Raw genomic sequence first — 18,843 nt, 5'->3', positions numbered from 1 at the left:
AGGAAGGGAAGTCTGATGGCAGAAGTAGAAGAGTTACGGGTACAACCTCAAGATATCTTAGCTGAGCAATCCGTTTTAGGGGCTATCTTTATTGATGAGAGTAAGCTTGTTTTTGTGAGAGAATATATTGAGTCTCGGGACTTTTTTAAGTATGCCCATCGTTTGATTTTCCAAGCCATGGTTGATTTATCCGACCGTGGCGATGCTATAGATGCAACAACGGTTCGTACCATTCTTGATAATCAAGGTGACTTACAGAATATTGGTGGCCTGTCTTACTTGGTTGAGATTGTCAATTCTGTGCCAACTTCTGCTAATGCGGAGTATTATGCTAAAATTGTTGCAGAAAAGGCTATGCTACGGCGATTAATCGCCAAGTTGACAGAGTCTGTCAATCAAGCTTACGAGGCTTCGCAGCCAGCTGATGAAATCATTGCTCAGGCAGAAAAAGGGTTGATTGATGTCAGCGAAAATGCCAATCGAAGTGGATTTAAGAACATTCGAGATGTGTTGAATGTCAACTTTGGAAATCTGGAAGCTCGCTCTCAACAAACGACCGATATTACAGGTATTGCGACAGGCTATCGTGATTTAGATCATATGACGACTGGCTTGCATGAGGAGGAGTTGATTATCTTAGCAGCTCGTCCGGCGGTTGGTAAGACAGCCTTTGCCTTGAATATTGCTCAGAATATTGGGACTAAGTTGGATAAAACGGTTGCTATCTTTTCGCTCGAAATGGGTGCGGAAAGTCTAGTGGATCGTATGCTTGCGGCAGAAGGTTTGGTGGAATCCCATTCTATCCGTACAGGTCAATTGACCGATGAGGAATGGCAAAAATATACCATTGCTCAAGGGAACCTAGCCAACGCGAGTATCTATATCGATGATACTCCAGGAATTCGGATCACGGAAATTCGTTCGCGTTCACGCAAACTGGCCCAAGAAACTGGAAATCTTGGTTTGATTTTGATTGACTATTTGCAGCTTATCACGGGAACTGGTCGAGAAAATCGACAACAAGAGGTTTCTGAAATTTCTCGTCAGTTAAAAATCCTAGCCAAAGAACTGAAAGTTCCAGTAATCGCTCTAAGTCAGCTTTCTCGTGGTGTAGAACAACGTCAGGATAAGAGACCAGTCTTGTCTGATATTCGTGAATCTGGGTCTATTGAGCAGGACGCTGATATCGTAGCCTTTCTTTATCGCGACGACTACTATGAGCGTGGTGGTGAAGAAGAGGAAGGTATACCAAATAATAAGGTAGAGGTTATTATCGAGAAAAACCGTAGTGGAGCTCGTGGAACGGTGGAATTGATTTTCCAAAAAGAATACAATAAATTTTCAAGTATCTCAAAGAGGGAGGCATAAGATGTCAGATGCATTTACAGATGTAGCCAAGATGAAAAAAATCAAAGAAGAAATCAAGGCACATGAGGGACAAGTCGTAGAAATGACTTTGGAGAATGGTCGTAAGCGCCAAAAAAATAGATTGGGTAAGTTAATTGAGGTTTATCCATCCCTGTTTATCGTTGAATTTGGGAACGTTGAAGGAGATAAACAAGCTAATGTTTATGTTGAATCCTTTACTTACTCAGATATCCTTACAGAAAAGAATTTGATTCATTATCTGGACTAAAGTGAGAAATTTTCTCACTTTTTCTTTTTTCTCCGAATAGTTTAAGTGAAGGTAATCTTCAACTTATATTATTTTTCAAGGAGGAAGAATGAAAATTTCACCATTTAAAGTAACAGAGACAGGGTTTTCTTTTAGAAAATCAGTTAAAAAGGTTGTTCCTTTTTTAGTAGTAGGATTGATGCTAGCAGCAGGTGATAGTGTCTATGCCTATTCTGGAGGAAATGGATCGATTGCGCGTGGAGATGATTATCCTGCTTATTATAAAAATGGAAGCCAGGAGATTGACAAGTGGCGCATGTATTCTCGTCAGTGTACTTCTTTTGCAGCCTTTCGTTTGAGTAATGTCAATGGTTTTGAGATTCCGGCGGCTTATGGAAATGCGAATGAATGGGGCTATCGTGCTCGTCGTGAAGGGTACCGTGTAGATAATACACCAACGATTGGCTCCATTGCTTGGTCTACTGCAGGAACTTATGGTCATGTTGCATGGGTGTCAAATGTAGTGGGAGATGAGATTGAGATTGAAGAATACAACTATGGAATCAGGGAATCATACAATAAGCGCGTCGTGAAGGCCAATACCATGACTGGATTTATTCATTTTAAAGATTTAGTTGGAGGTAGTGCAGGGAATAGTCAATCCTCAACTTCAACAGGAGGAACACATTTTTTCAAGGCTAGGTCAGCTATCAAAAATCAGCCTCTAGCTAGCGCAACTGCGATTGATTACTATTATCCTGGGGAGAATGTTCATTATGATCAGATTCTCGAAAAAGACGGATACAAGTGGTTGAGTTATACGGCTTATAACGGAAGTCGTCGTTATATCCAGCTAGAGGAAGTGACTTCTTCACAGAATTATCAGAATCAATCAGGAAATAGCTCTAATTATAGCTCAAATAATGGATTGACTGTTGGTTGGAAGAAAATAAATGGTAGTTGGTATCATTTCAAATCAAATGGGTCTAAATCAACAGGTTGGTTGAAGGATGGTTCTAGTTGGTATTATTTGAAATCATCAGGTGAAATGCAGACAGGATGGTTAAAGGAAAATGGGGTTTGGTATTATCTGGATAGTTCGGGGGCAATGAAAACGGGATGGTATCAAGTCTCTGGTAAGTGGTATTATTCTTACTCTTCGGGCGCCTTAGCTGTTAATACGACGGTGGATGGCTACAGAGTAAATAGTGATGGAGAACGAGTATAGAAAATTGGAGTAGGAAAATTTCCTGCTCTTTTCTGTAAGCAGTTTCCTTGACATTTTTTTTGTTTTGCGCTATCATATTTCCATATAATATATGGGAGTCTGTGTACAGTCTGAGAGGAAGCGTTAAGCTTCGACCGCACCTGATCTGGGTAATGCCAGCGTAGGGAACGATACTTAGCCGAATTCTGCACCTTTTTCATATATGAAAGAGGTTTTTCTTTTTTTTACAAAGAAAAACTGTAACTTAGAAGGAGGTTTTAATGAAAGCAAGCATTGCTTTACAAGTCCTGCCCCTGTCACAAGGGATTGACCGCGTAGCTCTTATCGATAAGGTTATTGCCTATCTGCAAACCCAAGGAGTGACCATGGTGGTGACACCCTTTGAAACAGTTTTAGAGGGAGAATTTGATGAGCTTATGCGAATTCTCAAAGAAGCGTTAGAAGTGGCGGGGCAAGAAGCAGACAATGTTTTTGCCAATGTGAAAATAAATGTAGGAGAGATTTTAAGCATTGATGAGAAACTTGAAAAATATAATGAGACGACATATTAGTCTGCTAGGATTTTTGGGTGTCTTATCTCTTTGGCAGGTAGCGGGTTTGTTAAAACTCTTACCAAAGTTTATCTTGCCGACACCACTTGAAATCCTTCAGTCTTTTGTTCGTGACAGAGAATTTCTCTGGTACCATAGTTGGGCAACCTTGAGAGTAGCCTTATTAGGTTTGGTGTTGGGTGTCTTGATAGCCTGTATCATGGCCGTCCTTATGGATAGTCTGAGTTGGCTCAATGACTTGATTTACCCCATGATGGTAGTTGTCCAGACCATACCGACAATTGCCATAGCCCCTATCCTGGTTTTATGGTTGGGTTATGGAATCTTGCCCAAGATTGTCTTGATCATCTTGACGACAACCTTCCCTATTATCGTAAGTATTTTAGATGGTTTTAGGCATTGTGACAAGGATATGCTGACCTTGTTTAGTTTGATGCGAGCCAATCCTTGGCAAATTCTCTGGCATTTTAAAATCCCTGTCAGCCTGCCCTACTTTTATGCAGGTCTGAGGGTCAGTGTCTCCTATGCCTTTATCACAACAGTGGTATCTGAGTGGTTGGGAGGTTTTGAAGGACTTGGTGTTTACATGATTCAGTCCAAAAAACTGTTTCAGTATGACACTATGTTCGCGATTATTATTCTGGTATCGCTGATCAGCCTTCTGGGTATGAAATTGGTTGATATTAGTGAAAAATATGTGATTAAATGGAAACGTACTTAAAATAGAGCGTTTTAGAAAAAGAAAAGAGGAAATCAAAATGAAGAAAACATGGAAAGTGTTTTTAACGCTTGTGACAGCTCTTGTAGCTGTTGTGCTTGTGGCCTGTGGTCAAGGAACTGCTTCTAAGGAAAACAAAGAGGCAGAACTCAAAAAAATTGACTTTATTCTAGACTGGACACCAAATACCAACCATACAGGTCTTTATGTAGCCAAGGAAAAAGGTTACTTCAAAGAAGCTGGAGTGGATGTTGATTTGAAATTGCCACCAGAAGAAAGTTCTTCTGACTTGGTTATCAATGGTAAGGCTCCATTTGCAGTGTATTTCCAAGATTACATGGCTAAAAAATTGGAAAAAGGAGCAGGAATTACTGCCGTTGCAGCTATCGTAGAACACAATACATCAGGAATCATCTCACGTAAATCGGACAATGTAAGCAGTCCAAAGGACTTGGTTGGTAAGAAATACGGGACATGGAATGACCCAACTGAGCTTGCTATGTTGAAAACCTTGGTAGAATCTCAAGGTGGTGACTTTGAAAAGGTTGAAAAAGTACCAAACAATGACTCAAACTCTATCACACCAATTGCCAATGGTGTCTTTGACACTGCTTGGATCTACTATGGTTGGGACGGTATCCTTGCTAAATCTCAAGGCGTAGATGCTAACTTCATGTACTTGAAAGACTACGTTAAAGAGTTTGACTACTACTCACCAGTCATCATTGCCAACAACGACTACTTGAAAGACAACACAGAAGAAGCTCGTAAAGTCATCCAAGCTATCAAAAAAGGTTACCAATACGCTATGGAACACCCAGAAGAAGCTGCAGATATCCTCATCAAGAATGCCCCTGAACTTAAGGAAAAACGTGATTTCGTCATCGAATCTCAAAAATACTTGTCAAAAGAATATGCAAGTGACAAGGAAAAATGGGGACAATTTGATGCTGATCGCTGGAATGCCTTCTACAAATGGGATAAAGAAAATGGTATCCTCAAGGAAGACTTGACTGATAAAGGATTCACTAACGAATTTGTAAAATAATGACAGAAATTAGACTAGAACATGTAAGCTATGCCTACGATAATGAAAAGATTTTAGAGGATATTAATCTGCAAGTGACTTCAGGTGAAGTGGTCTCTATCCTAGGCCCCAGTGGTGTAGGCAAGACCACTCTCTTTAACCTGATTGCAGGGATTTTAGAAGTCCAGTCTGGCCGAATCATTCTTGACGGGGAGGAAAATCCCAAGGGGCGCGTGAGCTATATGCTCCAAAAGGATTTGCTCCTAGAACATAAGACAGTTCTTGGTAATATTATCCTGCCCCTTTTGATTCAAAAAGTGGATAAGGCAGAAGCCATTGCCAAAGCAGATGAAATCCTCGCTACCTTTCAGTTGACGGCTGTAAGGGATAAGTATCCTCATGAACTCAGTGGTGGGATGCGCCAGCGTGTTGCTTTACTCCGTACCTACCTTTTCGGGCATAAGCTTTTTCTTCTAGACGAGGCCTTTAGCGCCTTGGATGAGATGACTAAGATGGAACTTCATGCTTGGTATCTTGATATTCACAAACATCTAGAGTTGACGACGCTCATCATTACGCATAGTATCGAGGAGGCTCTTAATCTCAGCGACCGCATCTATATCTTGAAAAATCGTCCTGGGCAAATTGTTTCAGAAATTAAACTAGATTGGTCTGAAAGTGAGGACAAGGAAGTTCAAAAGATTGCCTACAAACGTCAAATCTTAGCAGAATTAGGCTTAGATAAGTAGAAAAATAGGGAGTTGGTGAAGATTATCCTTTACCAGCGCCCTTTTTCTTTTAAAAATGAGAAAATTTCGGTATAATAGTCAAAGATAGTCAAGGTTTAAAGAGAGAGGTGGGTTTGTTATGAGATTTAAAAATACATCGGATCATATTGAGGCCTACATCAAGGCGATTTTAGATCAATCTGGAATTGTGGAGTTGCAACGGAGTCAGTTGGCAGATACCTTTCAGGTTGTTCCTAGTCAGATTAACTATGTAATCAAGACACGCTTTACGGAAAGTAGGGGCTACTTGGTTGAAAGTAAGCGTGGTGGTGGAGGCTATATTCGTATAGGACGGATTGAGTTTTCTAGTCATCATGAAATGCTCAGGGAGCTGCTTTACTCAATTGGTGAGCGAATTAGTCAAGAAATTTACGAAGATTTTCTGCAGCTTTTGGTTGAGCAGGAATTGATGACCAAGCAGGAGATGAATTTGTTGATGACAGTAGCTTTGGATCGCGTTCTAGGAGAAGAAGCTCCACTTGTTCGTGCTAATATGCTACGACAGGTCATACAAGAGGTAGATAGAAAAGGGAAGTAAGATGAACTATTCAAAAGCATTGAATGAATGTATCGAAAGTGCCTACATGGTTGCTGGCCATTTTGGAGCTCGTTACCTAGAGTCTTGGCACTTGTTGATTGCCATGTCCAATCACAGTTATAGTGTGGCTGGGGCGACTTTAAATGATTATCCATATGAGATGGACCGTTTAGAAGAGGTCGCTTTGGAACTGACTGAAACGGACTATAGCCAGGATGAAACCTTTACGGAATTGCCGTTTTCTCATCGTTTGCAGGTTCTTTTTGATGAAGCAGAGTATGTAGCGTCAGTGGTTCATGCTAAGGTGCTAGGGACAGAGCATGTCCTCTATGCGATTTTGCATGATGGCAATGCCTTGGCAACTCGCATCTTGGAGAGGGCTGGTTTTTCTTATGAAGACAAGAAAGATCAGGTCAAGATTGCTGCTCTTCGTCGCAATTTAGAAGAACGTGCAGGTTGGACTCGTGAAGATCTTAAGGCTTTACGCCAACGCCATCGTACAGTAGCTGACAAGCAAAATTCTATGGCTAATATGATGGGCATGCCCCAGACTCCGAGTGGTGGTCTCGAGGACTATACGCATGATTTGACAGAGCAAGCTCGTTCTGGCAAGTTAGAGCCAGTCATTGGTCGGGACAAGGAAATCTCTCGTATGATTCAAATCTTGAGTCGGAAGACCAAGAATAATCCTGTCTTGGTTGGGGATGCTGGTGTCGGGAAAACAGCTCTGGCGCTTGGTCTTGCCCAGCGTATTGCTAGTGGTGACGTGCCTGCGGAAATGGCTAAGATGCGCGTGTTAGAGCTTGATTTGATGAATGTCGTTGCAGGGACACGCTTCCGTGGTGACTTTGAAGAGCGCATGAACAATATCATCAAGGATATTGAAGAAGATGGTCAAGTCATCCTCTTTATCGATGAACTCCATACCATCATGGGTTCTGGTAGTGGAATTGATTCGACTCTGGACGCAGCCAATATCTTGAAGCCAGCCTTGGCCCGTGGAACTTTGAGAACGGTTGGTGCCACCACTCAGGAAGAGTATCAAAAACATATCGAAAAAGATGCTGCCCTTTCTCGTCGTTTCGCCAAAGTGACGATTGAAGAGCCAAGTGTGGCAGACAGCATGACCATTTTGCAAGGCTTGAAGGCGACTTATGAGAAACATCACCGTGTGCAAATCACAGATGAGGCGGTTGAAACAGCGGTTAAGATGGCTCATCGTTACTTGACTAGTCGCCATTTGCCAGACTCTGCTATCGATCTCTTGGATGAGGCGGCAGCAACAGTGCAAAATAAGGCAAAGCATGTAAAAGCAGACGATTCAGGTTTGAGTCCAGCTGACAAGGCCTTGATGGATGGCAAGTGGAAACAGGCAACTCAGTTAATCGCAAAAGAAGAGGAAGTGCCTGTCTATAAAGACCTGGTGACAGAGTCTGATATTTTGACCACCTTGAGTCGTTTGTCAGGTATCCCAGTCCAAAAACTGACTCAGACTGATGCTAAGAAATACTTGAATTTGGAAGCTGAATTGCACAAACGTGTCATCGGGCAAGATCAAGCTGTTTCAAGTATTAGTCGTGCCATTCGCCGCAACCAGTCTGGGATTCGCAGTCACAAACGTCCGATTGGTTCCTTTATGTTCCTAGGACCTACGGGTGTCGGAAAGACCGAATTGGCTAAGGCCCTGGCAGAAGTTCTCTTTGATGACGAATCAGCCCTTATCCGCTTTGATATGAGTGAGTATATGGAGAAATTCGCAGCCAGCCGTCTCAATGGAGCTCCTCCGGGCTATGTAGGTTATGAAGAAGGTGGGGAGTTGACCGAGAAAGTTCGCAACAAACCATATTCTGTTCTCCTCTTTGACGAGGTAGAGAAGGCCCACCCAGACATCTTTAATGTTCTCTTGCAGGTCTTGGATGATGGTGTTTTGACCGATAGCAAGGGCCGCAAGGTCGACTTTTCAAATACCATTATCATCATGACGTCAAACCTTGGTGCGACAGCCCTTCGTGATGATAAGACAGTTGGTTTTGGGGCTAAGGATATTCGTTTTGACCAGAAAAATATGGAAAAACGCATGTTTGAAGAGCTGAAAAAGGCTTATAGACCTGAGTTTATCAACCGTATTGATGAAAAGGTAGTCTTCCATAGCCTGTCTAGCGACCATATGCAGGAAGTAGTGAAGATTATGGTTAAACCTTTAGTGGCAAGTTTGGCTGAAAAAGGCATTGACTTGAAATTACAAGCTTCCGCACTGAAATTGTTGGCAAATCAAGGATACGATCCAGAGATGGGGGCTCGTCCACTTCGTAGAACTCTACAAACAGAAGTGGAAGATAAATTAGCAGAACTTCTTCTCAAGGGAGAATTAGAGGCAGGTAGCACACTTAAGATTGGTGTCAAAGCAGGTCAGTTAAAATTTGATATTGCATAAAAATGGAGAATCAGGAGCAATCTTGATTCTCTTTTTTTGCTACTTTTTTATAAAAAATAATAAAAACTATTGACAAAACAAAAATATAGTTTATAATAAAAACATAGATAAGATAAATATCAAAAAATATAAAAAGGTAAGACGCTTATGAAAAAGAAAACAGCAGTGGTATTTGGGACCTTTGCTCCGCTTCATCAAGGTCATATTGATCTGATCCAGCGAGCGAAGCGGCAGTGTGACCAGGTCTGGGCTGTCGTTTCAGGCTATGAGGGAGATAGAGGGGAACAGGTAGGCTTAACGCTTCAAAAAAGATTTCGCTATATCCGAGAGGCTTTTCGTGATGACGAGTTGACCTCGGTTTGTAAGTTAGATGAAACCAATCTTCCCCGTTACCCTATGGGTTGGGATCAGTGGCTAGATAAAATGCTAGAAGAGATTGCCTACGATCAAAACCAGCAAGAGCTGATCTTCTTTGTGGGAGAGAAGGATTATCAAAAAGAGCTGAAACAGCGTGGTTTTAAGACGGTTTTGCAAGAAAGAAAGTTTGGAATCTCAGCAACCATGATTCGAGAAAATCCAAGCAAGTATTGGAAATATATCGCTCAGCCCTTCCGTCGTCAATTTACTAAAAAAGTGTTGATTATGGGAAGTGCCAGCAATGGGAAGACCACTCTGGCCAAGGATTTAGCTAGGTATTACGATGCACCAGTTAGTCTTGAATACGCACGTGAGTACCAGATCAAAAACAATGTCCGCGACGATGAATTGACTCCAAAAGATTACTATTATCTCCTGTTGGGGCAGTATGATCAGACCTCTAAGTTAATCGATAGCAATGCCAATAGGGGACTGGTGATAGCAGACACCAACTCCTTAGTAACCAAGGGCTACTATGATTATTATATGGAGACTGAGGACCAAGGGGACTTATCAGGAGAGACTTTTGATAATCTCTTTGCCTCGATTTTGGCTAAGGAGAAATGGGACCTGATTCTCTTTGTGCAACCTGTCGGCTCCTATGTCAATGACGGCTTTAGAGATATGACCATGGCGGAGGACCATATTCGTCACAGTTTTTCCCAGCATTTGGATCAGATGAGGGAGCGCTACTTATCAAACATTCCACTAGTTTATCTAGCTGAGGATTATCTAGGAAATTATGAAGCAGCAAAAGTGGCTATTGATGCCATTTACCAAGCAGATTAGGAGAAAAATATGAAAAAACTAACTAAAAAAATCACACAATTTATCGAAAACTTTAAAAATGTCCATGCAGAAGCCCGCAAGATTGGTTTTGCAGGAATCATGCACTTGCTCTGGAAAGATCTCTTTGTCGGCCGTAGCCTCTTCCAGTGGTTGTATCTCATCGCCTTGTCAAGTGTTCCTCTTATTCTGGAGTTTACACAAAACACGGAAAGTCATGACTGGATTGGCCTCTTGGCCTCTTGGACAGGGATTGTCTGCGTTATCTTGGTAGCTGAAGGTCGAGCTAGTAACTATCTTTTTGGAGCTATTAACTCTGCAATCTACTTGGTACTATCTATGAATGCTACTTTCTACGGCGAAGTTTTGACGACTGTTTACTTCTTTGTCATGCAGCCTATTGGTCTCTATGCTTGGTTGTCCAATCGTATCAATGACCAAGGAAAACCAGAGGAGTCTCACTTTGAAGCTAAGAAACTTGGTCTGGTTGATTGGCTCAAGTACTTGGCCTTGACAGCTCTCATCTGGATTGGCATGGGGTTAGCTTACCAAAGCATTCATAGCGCTCGCCCCTTCCGTGATAGTGTAACGGATGCGACCAATGGTGTTGGTCAGCTCTTGATGACACGTCTCTACCGTGAGCAATGGATTTTCTGGATTGCAACCAATCTCTTTAGTATTTATCTCTGGTGGGGTGAAAACATCCATATTCAAGGTATGTACTGGGTCTACACCCTCAATAGTCTAGTCGGTTGGTACCAATGGACTAAGGCTGTCAAGGAGGGATAAGATGACTGAAACGATAATCCCAGCTGGAATGACAGAAAGAGAATATTTTGAGATTCATGCGACTGAGAAGGAATTTTTAGATTGGTACTACAATCTGGAACTCCCTCAATATGAAAAACCAAGTGTGACAGTAGATATGGTGGCTTACTGCTTTGTCGAAGGAAAGATCAAACTCTTGCTGATTCGTCGCAAGGCCCACCCTTATCAAAACTGTTTGGCTCTGGTTGGAGGCTTTATGGATAAGGGAGAGGATGCTGCGCATGCCTGTCAGCGTGAGGTAAGAGAAGAGGTCAACCTCGATCTTCCTTTGGAAAAAATTGAGCAATTGATGACCGTATCTACCCCCGGCCGTGACCCACGGGGCTGGACAGTGACCATTGCCCACTTGGTATATCTACCTAGCCGCGCATTAGACCTCGTTCAGGCAGGAGACGATGCCAAGGATGTTGTTTTCGTAGATGTCGATTTTCAGACGGGCAAGTGCTTCTTAGAGGGACTAGAGTTAGAGGAGCACGCCTTCGCCTTTGACCATTATGCCATTATCCAAGAGTCTATTAAACGAATCCAAGGACGACTTGACTGGAATCCGACCTTCCTCTATCTGTTAGAGGAGGAGTTCACTGTCTATGAAGGAACTGAGCTGGTCAATCTTATCAACCCAGGTCGCCCAATCGTCAGCAATAACTTTCTCGTAAAATACGGAGAATATGTAGAAGAAGTCGGACTCAAACGAGTACCTAAAAAGAAACCAAGGAAAACCTATCGATTGAAATAAAAGGCTTGGGGACCGAAATCGATAGACCAAGTATCGGTTTCCTAGTCTAAATCCTGAGAAGTTTCAACAAATCTGATGGCTGGTTCAAGCTTGAGAATTGAGAACATAAAGTTTGTGTCAAAAGTCAATTCAGCCATCGTGTCAAAGACTTATTAGTCATAAAAAAGCGAGGTCGGGATTTTTCCCGACCTCTTTTTTGGCTACTAAGAATGTTTATCTTTATTAGAATTGCTCATAATTCGAATGAATAAATCTTTGTATTTATATTTTAAGTAGGTTTCGTGTAAATACAATAAAGCTATATAGACAATCATGAAAATGGCAGTTAGGTAGAACAAATCAAATGTTGTTTGAGCGTAATGAGTAGCTGACCCATAAGAAGTGAAAGCACCTAAAATCAACCAAGGAAGATACTTGTAATAGTTGCTTAACATAAGCCTACACCTCCAATATCCTATTTCAATTTTATTATAGCCCTTCAAGAAAAAAATGCAAGCGGCTACACAGGAGTGATTTAAAAAATTTTAAACAAAATAGGAATTTATATCTGTTTTTTCTATTAGATTACGAATAGAAGAGTAGGAGGAGTAAATGTATCTAAAGTATTTAAGATTTTTAAAATAGTTTAGATAAATAGTTGACACATTTAAATCACAATGTTACAATTGTATTACAAAAAGATTTCTTAATATTTCTAAAGTATTACAAAGGAGTGAAAAAATGAAAAAGAAAACCTATATCAAATTGATGGCAGCGACTGTATTGGCTTCTACCTTGCTATTAGGAGCTTGTGGAAATAAAAAGGAAACAACTCAAGCAAGCAGTTCTGTTAAGACAAGCCAATCATCAAGCTCTAAAGCAGCTTCTTCTAGCAAAGAAGGCAAGACTCAGAAGTCCTCAAGTTCAGCTTCATCTGAAAAGGCCAAGACGTCTAACAACCAGTCTTCAGCAACTGTAACACCATCACAAGCGGCACCTGCAACAGAGCAAAGACAAGGTCAAGAAGTAGCTAATCAACAGGCTGCTAGTCAACAAACTCCTGCTCAGGCTCCTTCAACTCAACAGGCTTCTCAAACTCAGTCTAACCAATCAAGCTATGATCCAACAACTGACCGCAAACTTCAAGACAAGCAAGCAGAGCAAAATAAACGCTACAAGGGTGTTTTAACCATGGTAGATGGTGATTTCTCAGCTGCAGCGGGCAATTGGAAGGGAGCCAATGGCGAAACCATCACAGTTTCATCAGGTGGTCAATTTACAGTAGAATCTGCTGATGGAAAGAAAGAAAATTACTCTATCAAAGGTTATTCTTATACTCTTGACGATGGTAAGTATAATGCCAAAATCGGTGGAGGAAAAATCATCCAAATTACAACAGGAGCAGATGGTAAGGTTTCCAGTGTTGCTTTGAGTCAATAATAACTCTCAGTATTTGAATTTTTACAATCAAAGAAAATCCGTCAGCTCAATAAGAGTTGACGGATTATTTTATACTTGTATTTGGGTTAAAAATTCTTCTGTAGTAAGAATTTGAGCAAACTCATCTTGTAGAGAAAGGAGATTAATCTCATGGATAGTCTCAGGAGAGATGGCTTGACCGTTTGTGTTAGATAGGGTAAAACTGGCAGTAGCATCTGCTAGTAAAGTGACTTTAAAACCAAGATTTGCTGCCATTCTTGTAGTAGTAGATACACAATGAGGCAGAGTCAAACCAACAACGACTAAATGACCAATCTGTTTTTTTCGTAAATATGTTTCAAGATTTGTTCCAATAAAGGCGCTATTAACCTTTTTTTGAAAGACAGGTTCTGAGGTGATCGGTTCAAATCCATTTTTAAACACTTGATTTTGTTTGTTATGAAATTGCGACTGGGGATTGTCAGATATGTGTTGAACATGTAAGACTGGAAGAGCGTGTTTACGAAAGTATGCCAGTACCCTCAATGCTTGATGTTCAGCTTGAGGGTTGTTTCGTTCTCCCCAGATAGGGCTATCAAATGCTTTTTGCATATCGATAACCAGTAGAGCAGTATGAACCATTTTAAGCTTTCTCCAATTGTAAGAGGGCTTCAATCTCTGCTAGGGTGCTAGCTTGTGAAATGGCTCCACGGAGTTTGGCAGCGCCAGATGTTCCACGGAGGTAGTGTGGAGCGAGGCCACGGAATTCACGAACTGCGACGTTTTCCCCTTTGAGGTTAATCAATCGTTTCAAGTGTTCGTAGGCGATTTTCATCTTATCTTCAAAGGTCAAATCAGGTAGGATTTCTCCTGTTTCAAAGTAATGGTTGATTTGGTTGAAGAGATACGGATTTCCCATAGCAGCGCGGCCAATCATGACTGCGTCAGCACCGACTTCTTCGATACGTTGTTTGGCTTCTTGAACCGTACGGATATCACCGTTGGCGATGAAGGGAATCTTGGTCAGAGCTTGAGCGACCTTGTGAAGAGTCTCAAGGTCTGCGTGACCTGTGTACATTTGCTCACGGGTACGGCCATGCATGGCGAGGGCAGAAACACCTGCAGCTTCAGCAGCGAGGGCATTTTCTACTGCCAGAGATGGATCAGCCCATCCTGTACGCATTTTAACAGTGAGTGGGATATCAAGGACAGATTGGACCTTGTTGATAATAGAGTAAATCTTATCTGGGTCCTTGAGCCACATGGCACCAGCTTCATTTTTCACGATTTTGTTAACTGGGCAGCCCATGTTGATATCCACGATATCGGTCTTGGTGTTTTCTTGGATGAATTCTGCTGCGCGTGCTAGGCTGTCTTCATCGCTACCAAAAAGTTGGATAGAGACAGGGTTTTCGCCCTCATCGATATGAAGCATGTGCAGGGTTTTTTCATTGTTGTATTGGATTCCTTTGTCAGAGACCATCTCCATCACAACGAGTCCAGCTCCGAGTTCTTTTGCAATAGTACGAAAGGCTGAGTTGGTGACACCAGCCATGGGTGCTAAAACGGTACGATTGGGAATCTCAACATTGCCAATCATAAAAGGTGTATTAAGATTTGTCACGAATGAGTTCCTCCAGATCGTTTTCATCAAAGTTGTAAGTTGTTTGGCAGAATTGACAAGTAATTTCTGCCCCGTGGTCTTCCTCTTTCATTTTTTGCAAGTCTGAGCTTGGAAGGCTGGCAAGAGCGTTCATAAAGCGTTCATGGCTACAGTCACATTGGAAACGGATTTCTTCTTCAGAAAGACGCTTGTAGGCCTCGTCACCGTAGATAGCCTTGAGGAGTGCTTCGATATGGTCTTCGCTTTCTAGAAGTGTCGAGATAGCTGGCATTGCTTGGATGCGTTTTTCAAAGCGAGCAATCTCTTCTTCCTTGGCTCCTGGCAAGACTTGAACTAGGAAACCGCCTGCAACCTTAACCTTGTCTTCTTCGTCCAAAAGGACATTGAGACCGACTGCTGAAGGGGTTTGTTGGCTTTCAGTCAGGTAAAAGGCAAGGTCTTCACCGATTTCTCCAGAGATGAGGGGAGTCATAGAGTTGTAAGGATTTCCAGTGCCATAGTCTGTGATAACGAGGAAGTGACCATTTCCAACAAAAGGTCCAACTAGAACTTCACCAGTTGCAGTCTTTTTGATGTCAACACCAGGATTTTGAACGTAACCTTTGACATTCCCCTTGGTATCAGCGACGGTGATGATAGCCCCTAGAGAGCTAGATCCCAGTACTTTAACGGTTAGTTTGGTATTTCCTTTTTCATTGGCTGCGAGAATCTGGCTGGCGATAAGAGTTCGACCAAGCGCTACAGTTGAGCTAGCTTGGGTTTGGTGTTTTTCTTGAGCAGTGCGGACGGTTTCTGTGCTATCAAGGACAAAAGCACGAAAAGCGCCGCTTTCTGATATAGTTTTAATAATTTTATCCATAGCTACTATTTTAGCATAAAAATGCCCAAAGGGGGAGCCGTGTGTTTGCTGATTTTCAGGATAATGGACTAGGAAATCATCATGAAAATAAAAATAGAAACAGATTGTTTCATCATTTTTAAGTTTTGTGTTATTCTAAAGGAAGAAAATGAAAGGGGTAACAAATGTATTTAGGCGACTTGATGGAAAAGGCTGAATCGGGCCAATTTTCAATCCTTTCCTTTCTACTACAAGATTCTCAGACGACCGTCAAGGCTGTGATGGAGGAAACAGGATTTTCAAAAGCAACCCTAACAAAATATGTCACCCTGCTCAATGATAAGGCTTTGGACAGTGGCTTAGAGCTGACTATTCACTCAGAAGATGAAAATCTATGTTTATCAATTGGTCCTGCAGTCAAGGGGAGAGAGATTCGAAGCCTATTTTTAGAAAATGCCATAAAATACCAAATTTTAGTCTATCTTCTTTATCATCAGCAGTTTTTAGCACATCAGCTGGCTCAAGAATTGATGATTAGTGAGGCTACGCTTGGTCGTCATTTATCAAGTTTAAACCAGATTTTATCCGAGTTTGACTTATCTATTCAAAATGGGCGGTTGCGTGGCCCAGAACATCAGATTCGCTATTTCTATTTCTGTCTTTTCCGCAAGGTCTGGTCGAGTCAGGAATGGGAAGGTCACCTGCAAAAACTAGAGAGAAAAAAGGAGATTGCTACACTAGAAGAAATCTGTGGTGCGAGCTTATCTCCAGGACAGAAACTGGACTTGGTTTTATGGGCTCACATCAGTCAACAACGTCTTCGGGTCAATGCCTGTCAGTTTCAAGTGATAGAAGAGAAAATGCGAGGGTATTTTGACAATATTTTCTACCTTCGTTTGCATCGAAAAGCTCAGTCCTTTTTTGCTGGGCAACACCTTCCTCTAGGAACTGAGGATGGGGAGATGATGATATTCTTTTCTTTCCTCCTATCTCATCGCATTCTTCCTCTTCATACTATGGAGTATATCCTTGGTTTTGGAGGGCAGTTGGCAGATTTGCTGACGCAATTGATTCAAGAAATGAAGAAGGAGGAGTTGCTGGGCGGTTATACAGAGGACCATGTCACCTATGAACTCAGTCAGCTTTGTGCTCAAGTCTATTTATACAAGGGTTATATTTTACAGGACCGCTATAAGTACCAGTTAGAGAATTGTCATCCTTATTTGCTGATGGAACATGATTTTAGGGGAACGGCAGAGGAGATTTTTCATGCTCTACCTGCCTTTCATCAGGGGACGGATTTAGATAAGAAAATTCTCTGGGAATGGCTCCAGTTGATGGAATATATGGCAGAAAATGGTGGCCAGCATATGCGGATTGGTCTGGATTTAACCTCTGGTTTTCTTGTCTTTTCAAGGATGGCAGCCATTTTGAAACGGTATTTGGAATACAATCGTTTTATTACCATTGAAGCCTATGACCGAACTCGGCATTATGATTTACTGGTTACAAATAACCCCATTCATAAGAAGGAACAGACACCAGTCTATTATTTAAAAAACGACTTGGATATGGAAGATTTGGCAGGGATTCGTCAGTTATTATTCACTTAAAAGGCCTGGTTGTTCCAGGTCTTTTTTGTGAAATTTACACAATATCCTCACATTTTTTTAAAAATTAAAAAAAATTGATAAACAGGAAAGCGCTTTATTTTGTATACTAGTTACTGTAAAGAGGAGACATCCTCAAGATCTTTATGAGGAGGACATCACATGTCACAAGAAAAATTCATTATGGCTATTGACCAGGGGACAACAAGTTCTCGTGCTATTATCTTTAATAAAAAAGGAGAAAAAGTCAGCTCTAGTCAAAAAGAGTTCACTCAAATTTTCCCTCACGCAGGTTGGGTAGAACACAATGCTAATGAAATTTGGAATTCTGTACAGTCTGTTATTGCGGGTGCTTTCATTGAAAGTGGTGTGAAACCAAGTCAAATCGAAGCAATCGGAATCACTAACCAACGTGAAACAACAGTTGTTTGGGATAAGAAAACAGGGCTTCCAATCTACAATGCCATCGTTTGGCAATCTCGTCAGACAGCTCCTTTAGCTGAGCAACTAAAAAGCAAAGGCTATGTGGAAAAGTTCCATGAAAAGACTGGTTTGATTATCGATGCTTACTTCTCTGCGACCAAGGTTCGTTGGATTTTGGACCATGTTGAAGGTGCTCAAGAGAGAGCTGAAAAAGGTGAGTTGCTCTTTGGTACGATCGACACTTGGTTGGTTTGGAAATTGACTGACGGTGCGTCTCACGTAACGGATTATTCAAATGCAGCTCGCACTATGCTTTATAACATTAAGGAACTCAAATGGGATGATGAGATTTTGGGAATCCTCAATATTCCTAAGGCTATGCTTCCAGAAGTTCGTTCTAACTCTGAAATCTACGGTAAGACAGCTCCATTCCACTTCTATGGTGGAGAAGTTCCAATCTCAGGTATGGCTGGGGACCAACAAGCAGCCCTCTTTGGACAGTTGGCCTTTGAACCAGGTATGGTTAAAAATACTTATGGAACAGGTTCTTTCATCATCATGAACACTGGGGAAGAAATGCAGTTGTCTGAAAACAACCTCTTAACAACGATTGGTTACGGAATCAACGGCAAGGTTTACTATGCCTTGGAAGGTTCAATCTTCATCGCAGGAAGTGCTATTCAATGGCTTCGTGATGGACTTCGTATGGTAGAGAACTCACCAGAATCTGAAAAATATGCTCGTGATTCTAACAACGATGATGAAGTGTATGTCGTTCCAGCCTTTACAGGACTGGGAGCGCCATACTGGAATCAAAATGCACGTGGTTCTGTCTTTGGATTGACTCGTGGAACAAGTAAGGAAGACTTTATCAAGGCAACTCTTCAATCAATTGCTTATCAAGTGCGTGATATCATTGACACAATGCAGGTGGATGCTCAAACAGCTATTCAAGTATTGAAAGTGGATGGTGGAGCAGCTATGAACAACTTCCTCATGCAGTTCCAAGCTGACATTTTGGGAATCGACATTGCACGCGCTAAAAACTTGGAAACAACCGCTTTAGGAGCAGCCTTCCTAGCAGGTTTGGCAGTTGGTTACTGGAAAGACTTGGATGAGTTGAAGCTCTTGAACGAGACTGGAGAACTCTTTGAACCATCTATGAACGAATCTCGTAAGGAACAACTTTACAAGGGTTGGAAGAAGGCTGTGAAAGCAACTCAAGTTTTTGCAGAAGAAGACTCATACTGATGACATCAGTTTAACAATGACAGGACTTAACTA

At 41.7% G+C, this 18,843-nt stretch carries 19 protein-coding genes and 1 riboswitch; of the genes, 15 read left to right on the top strand and 4 right to left on the bottom strand.

From position 1 onward, the window contains the following. Positions 1 to 15 precede the first annotated feature (15 nt). The 12 genes from dnaB to QM959_RS02845 all read left to right on the top strand — a co-directional run bounded on the left by dnaB (position 16) and on the right by QM959_RS02845 (position 11,666). Positions 16 to 1,368, top strand: a complete 1,353-nt coding sequence (gene dnaB / locus QM959_RS02900) for a replicative DNA helicase (RefSeq protein ID WP_000852490.1) — start codon at positions 16 to 18, stop codon at positions 1,366 to 1,368. A 1-nt stretch (position 1,369) separates the two neighbouring features. Further along, positions 1,370 to 1,636: a Veg family protein gene (locus QM959_RS02895; RefSeq protein ID WP_001278169.1), complete on the top strand. Its 267-nt coding sequence runs from the start codon at positions 1,370 to 1,372 to the stop codon at positions 1,634 to 1,636. An 88-nt stretch (positions 1,637 to 1,724) separates the two neighbouring features. Further along, a complete protein-coding gene (gene cbpD / locus QM959_RS02890) occupies positions 1,725 to 2,843 on the top strand; it encodes a choline binding-anchored murein hydrolase CbpD (protein ID WP_414371356.1) in 1,119 nt (372 codons plus the stop codon). Between the two features lie 81 nt (positions 2,844 to 2,924). Continuing rightward, a riboswitch (TPP riboswitch) is annotated at positions 2,925 to 3,027 on the top strand. A gap of 76 nt (positions 3,028 to 3,103) precedes the next feature. Next, positions 3,104 to 3,394, top strand: a complete 291-nt coding sequence (locus QM959_RS02885; protein WP_247935168.1) for a thiamine-binding protein — start codon at positions 3,104 to 3,106, stop codon at positions 3,392 to 3,394. Beyond that, the gene (locus QM959_RS02880; RefSeq protein ID WP_414371354.1) at positions 3,357 to 4,115 is read left to right on the top strand and encodes an ABC transporter permease; all 759 of its coding nucleotides are present in this window, start codon (positions 3,357 to 3,359) and stop codon (positions 4,113 to 4,115) included. Before QM959_RS02885 ends, QM959_RS02880 begins: the two co-directional genes overlap by 38 nt. Before the next feature lie 37 nt (positions 4,116 to 4,152). Further along, entirely contained in the window at positions 4,153 to 5,160 is a 1,008-nt protein-coding gene (locus tag QM959_RS02875) for an ABC transporter substrate-binding protein (protein ID WP_414371352.1), read from the top strand. After that, on the top strand, positions 5,160 to 5,888 hold the full coding sequence (locus QM959_RS02870; RefSeq protein WP_414371350.1) for an ABC transporter ATP-binding protein: 729 nt from the start codon (positions 5,160 to 5,162) through the stop codon (positions 5,886 to 5,888). Before QM959_RS02875 ends, QM959_RS02870 begins: the two co-directional genes overlap by 1 nt. Positions 5,889 to 6,006: 118 nt before the next feature. Beyond that, positions 6,007 to 6,465, top strand: coding sequence for a CtsR family transcriptional regulator (locus QM959_RS02865; protein ID WP_414371348.1), 459 nt, complete (start codon positions 6,007 to 6,009; stop codon positions 6,463 to 6,465). A gap of 1 nt (position 6,466) precedes the next feature. Further along, the gene (locus tag QM959_RS02860) at positions 6,467 to 8,899 is read left to right on the top strand and encodes an ATP-dependent Clp protease ATP-binding subunit (protein ID WP_414371347.1); all 2,433 of its coding nucleotides are present in this window, start codon (positions 6,467 to 6,469) and stop codon (positions 8,897 to 8,899) included. A 147-nt stretch (positions 8,900 to 9,046) separates the two neighbouring features. Next, positions 9,047 to 10,105 (top strand): AAA family ATPase, encoded by a 1,059-nt coding sequence (locus tag QM959_RS02855; RefSeq protein WP_414371346.1) that lies wholly within the window; start codon positions 9,047 to 9,049, stop codon positions 10,103 to 10,105. Positions 10,106 to 10,114: 9 nt separating this feature from the next. Then, positions 10,115 to 10,891, top strand: a complete 777-nt coding sequence (pnuC, locus tag QM959_RS02850) for a nicotinamide riboside transporter PnuC (RefSeq protein WP_414371344.1) — start codon at positions 10,115 to 10,117, stop codon at positions 10,889 to 10,891. Position 10,892: 1 nt separating this feature from the next. Further along, a complete protein-coding gene (locus tag QM959_RS02845) occupies positions 10,893 to 11,666 on the top strand; it encodes an NUDIX domain-containing protein (protein WP_414371342.1) in 774 nt (257 codons plus the stop codon). Between the two features lie 203 nt (positions 11,667 to 11,869). On the opposite strand, the gene QM959_RS02840 is transcribed toward QM959_RS02845, so the two are convergent. Beyond that, positions 11,870 to 12,100: a hypothetical protein gene (locus tag QM959_RS02840; RefSeq protein WP_414371341.1), complete on the bottom strand. Its 231-nt coding sequence runs from the start codon at positions 12,098 to 12,100 to the stop codon at positions 11,870 to 11,872. Positions 12,101 to 12,386: 286 nt separating this feature from the next. Here QM959_RS02840 and QM959_RS02835 point away from each other — a divergent pair, with 286 nt between their 5' ends. Then, positions 12,387 to 13,085 carry a hypothetical protein gene (locus QM959_RS02835; protein ID WP_414371339.1) on the top strand — a complete coding sequence of 233 codons (699 nt, stop codon included), beginning with the start codon at positions 12,387 to 12,389 and terminating at the stop codon, positions 13,083 to 13,085. Between the two features lie 69 nt (positions 13,086 to 13,154). Here QM959_RS02835 and QM959_RS02830 read toward each other — a convergent pair whose 3' ends face one another. From QM959_RS02830 to hslO, 3 genes are read right to left on the bottom strand one after another with little or no spacing between them, the layout of a single operon-like run. Next, on the bottom strand, positions 13,155 to 13,706 hold the full coding sequence (locus QM959_RS02830) for a cysteine hydrolase family protein (RefSeq protein ID WP_414371336.1): 552 nt from the start codon (positions 13,704 to 13,706) through the stop codon (positions 13,155 to 13,157). 1 nt (position 13,707) lies between these two features. Further along, on the bottom strand, positions 13,708 to 14,688 hold the full coding sequence (dusB, locus tag QM959_RS02825; RefSeq protein ID WP_025169901.1) for a tRNA dihydrouridine synthase DusB: 981 nt from the start codon (positions 14,686 to 14,688) through the stop codon (positions 13,708 to 13,710). Continuing rightward, entirely contained in the window at positions 14,675 to 15,547 is an 873-nt protein-coding gene (hslO, locus tag QM959_RS02820) for an Hsp33 family molecular chaperone HslO (protein WP_414371333.1), read from the bottom strand. Before hslO ends, dusB begins: the two co-directional genes overlap by 14 nt. A 164-nt stretch (positions 15,548 to 15,711) precedes the next feature. Here hslO and QM959_RS02815 point away from each other — a divergent pair, with 164 nt between their 5' ends. Together QM959_RS02815 and glpK are read left to right on the top strand one after the other, a co-directional pair. Next, the gene (locus QM959_RS02815; RefSeq protein WP_414371330.1) at positions 15,712 to 17,139 is read left to right on the top strand and encodes a helix-turn-helix domain-containing protein; all 1,428 of its coding nucleotides are present in this window, start codon (positions 15,712 to 15,714) and stop codon (positions 17,137 to 17,139) included. Positions 17,140 to 17,298: 159 nt separating this feature from the next. After that, positions 17,299 to 18,810, top strand: a complete 1,512-nt coding sequence (glpK, locus tag QM959_RS02810; protein WP_414371327.1) for a glycerol kinase GlpK — start codon at positions 17,299 to 17,301, stop codon at positions 18,808 to 18,810. Positions 18,811 to 18,843: the final 33 nt, after the last annotated feature.

The sequence above is a fragment of the Streptococcus mitis genome (assembly GCF_047459985.1).
Taxonomy (GTDB): domain Bacteria; phylum Bacillota; class Bacilli; order Lactobacillales; family Streptococcaceae; genus Streptococcus; species Streptococcus mitis_DZ.
This window is presented reverse-complemented; position numbering and strand designations above follow the sequence as displayed.

What these genes read in the sequence shown, in the direction of transcription:
- dnaB (WP_000852490.1), top strand. Translation starts at nt 16, where the DNA reads ATGGCAGAAGTAGAAGAGTTACGGGTACAACCTCAAGATATCTTAGCT.
- QM959_RS02895 (WP_001278169.1), top strand. Translation starts at nt 1,370, where the DNA reads ATGTCAGATGCATTTACAGATGTAGCCAAGATGAAAAAAATCAAAGAA.
- cbpD (WP_414371356.1), top strand. Translation starts at nt 1,725, where the DNA reads ATGAAAATTTCACCATTTAAAGTAACAGAGACAGGGTTTTCTTTTAGA.
- QM959_RS02885 (WP_247935168.1), top strand. Translation starts at nt 3,104, where the DNA reads ATGAAAGCAAGCATTGCTTTACAAGTCCTGCCCCTGTCACAAGGGATT.
- QM959_RS02880 (WP_414371354.1), top strand. Translation starts at nt 3,357, where the DNA reads ATGAGAAACTTGAAAAATATAATGAGACGACATATTAGTCTGCTAGGA.
- QM959_RS02875 (WP_414371352.1), top strand. Translation starts at nt 4,153, where the DNA reads ATGAAGAAAACATGGAAAGTGTTTTTAACGCTTGTGACAGCTCTTGTA.
- QM959_RS02870 (WP_414371350.1), top strand. Translation starts at nt 5,160, where the DNA reads ATGACAGAAATTAGACTAGAACATGTAAGCTATGCCTACGATAATGAA.
- QM959_RS02865 (WP_414371348.1), top strand. Translation starts at nt 6,007, where the DNA reads ATGAGATTTAAAAATACATCGGATCATATTGAGGCCTACATCAAGGCG.
- QM959_RS02860 (WP_414371347.1), top strand. Translation starts at nt 6,467, where the DNA reads ATGAACTATTCAAAAGCATTGAATGAATGTATCGAAAGTGCCTACATG.
- QM959_RS02855 (WP_414371346.1), top strand. Translation starts at nt 9,047, where the DNA reads ATGAAAAAGAAAACAGCAGTGGTATTTGGGACCTTTGCTCCGCTTCAT.
- pnuC (WP_414371344.1), top strand. Translation starts at nt 10,115, where the DNA reads ATGAAAAAACTAACTAAAAAAATCACACAATTTATCGAAAACTTTAAA.
- QM959_RS02845 (WP_414371342.1), top strand. Translation starts at nt 10,893, where the DNA reads ATGACTGAAACGATAATCCCAGCTGGAATGACAGAAAGAGAATATTTT.
- QM959_RS02840 (WP_414371341.1), bottom strand. Translation starts at nt 12,100, where the DNA reads ATGTTAAGCAACTATTACAAGTATCTTCCTTGGTTGATTTTAGGTGCT.
- QM959_RS02835 (WP_414371339.1), top strand. Translation starts at nt 12,387, where the DNA reads ATGAAAAAGAAAACCTATATCAAATTGATGGCAGCGACTGTATTGGCT.
- QM959_RS02830 (WP_414371336.1), bottom strand. Translation starts at nt 13,706, where the DNA reads ATGGTTCATACTGCTCTACTGGTTATCGATATGCAAAAAGCATTTGAT.
- hslO (WP_414371333.1), bottom strand. Translation starts at nt 15,547, where the DNA reads ATGGATAAAATTATTAAAACTATATCAGAAAGCGGCGCTTTTCGTGCT.
- QM959_RS02815 (WP_414371330.1), top strand. Translation starts at nt 15,712, where the DNA reads ATGTATTTAGGCGACTTGATGGAAAAGGCTGAATCGGGCCAATTTTCA.
- glpK (WP_414371327.1), top strand. Translation starts at nt 17,299, where the DNA reads ATGTCACAAGAAAAATTCATTATGGCTATTGACCAGGGGACAACAAGT.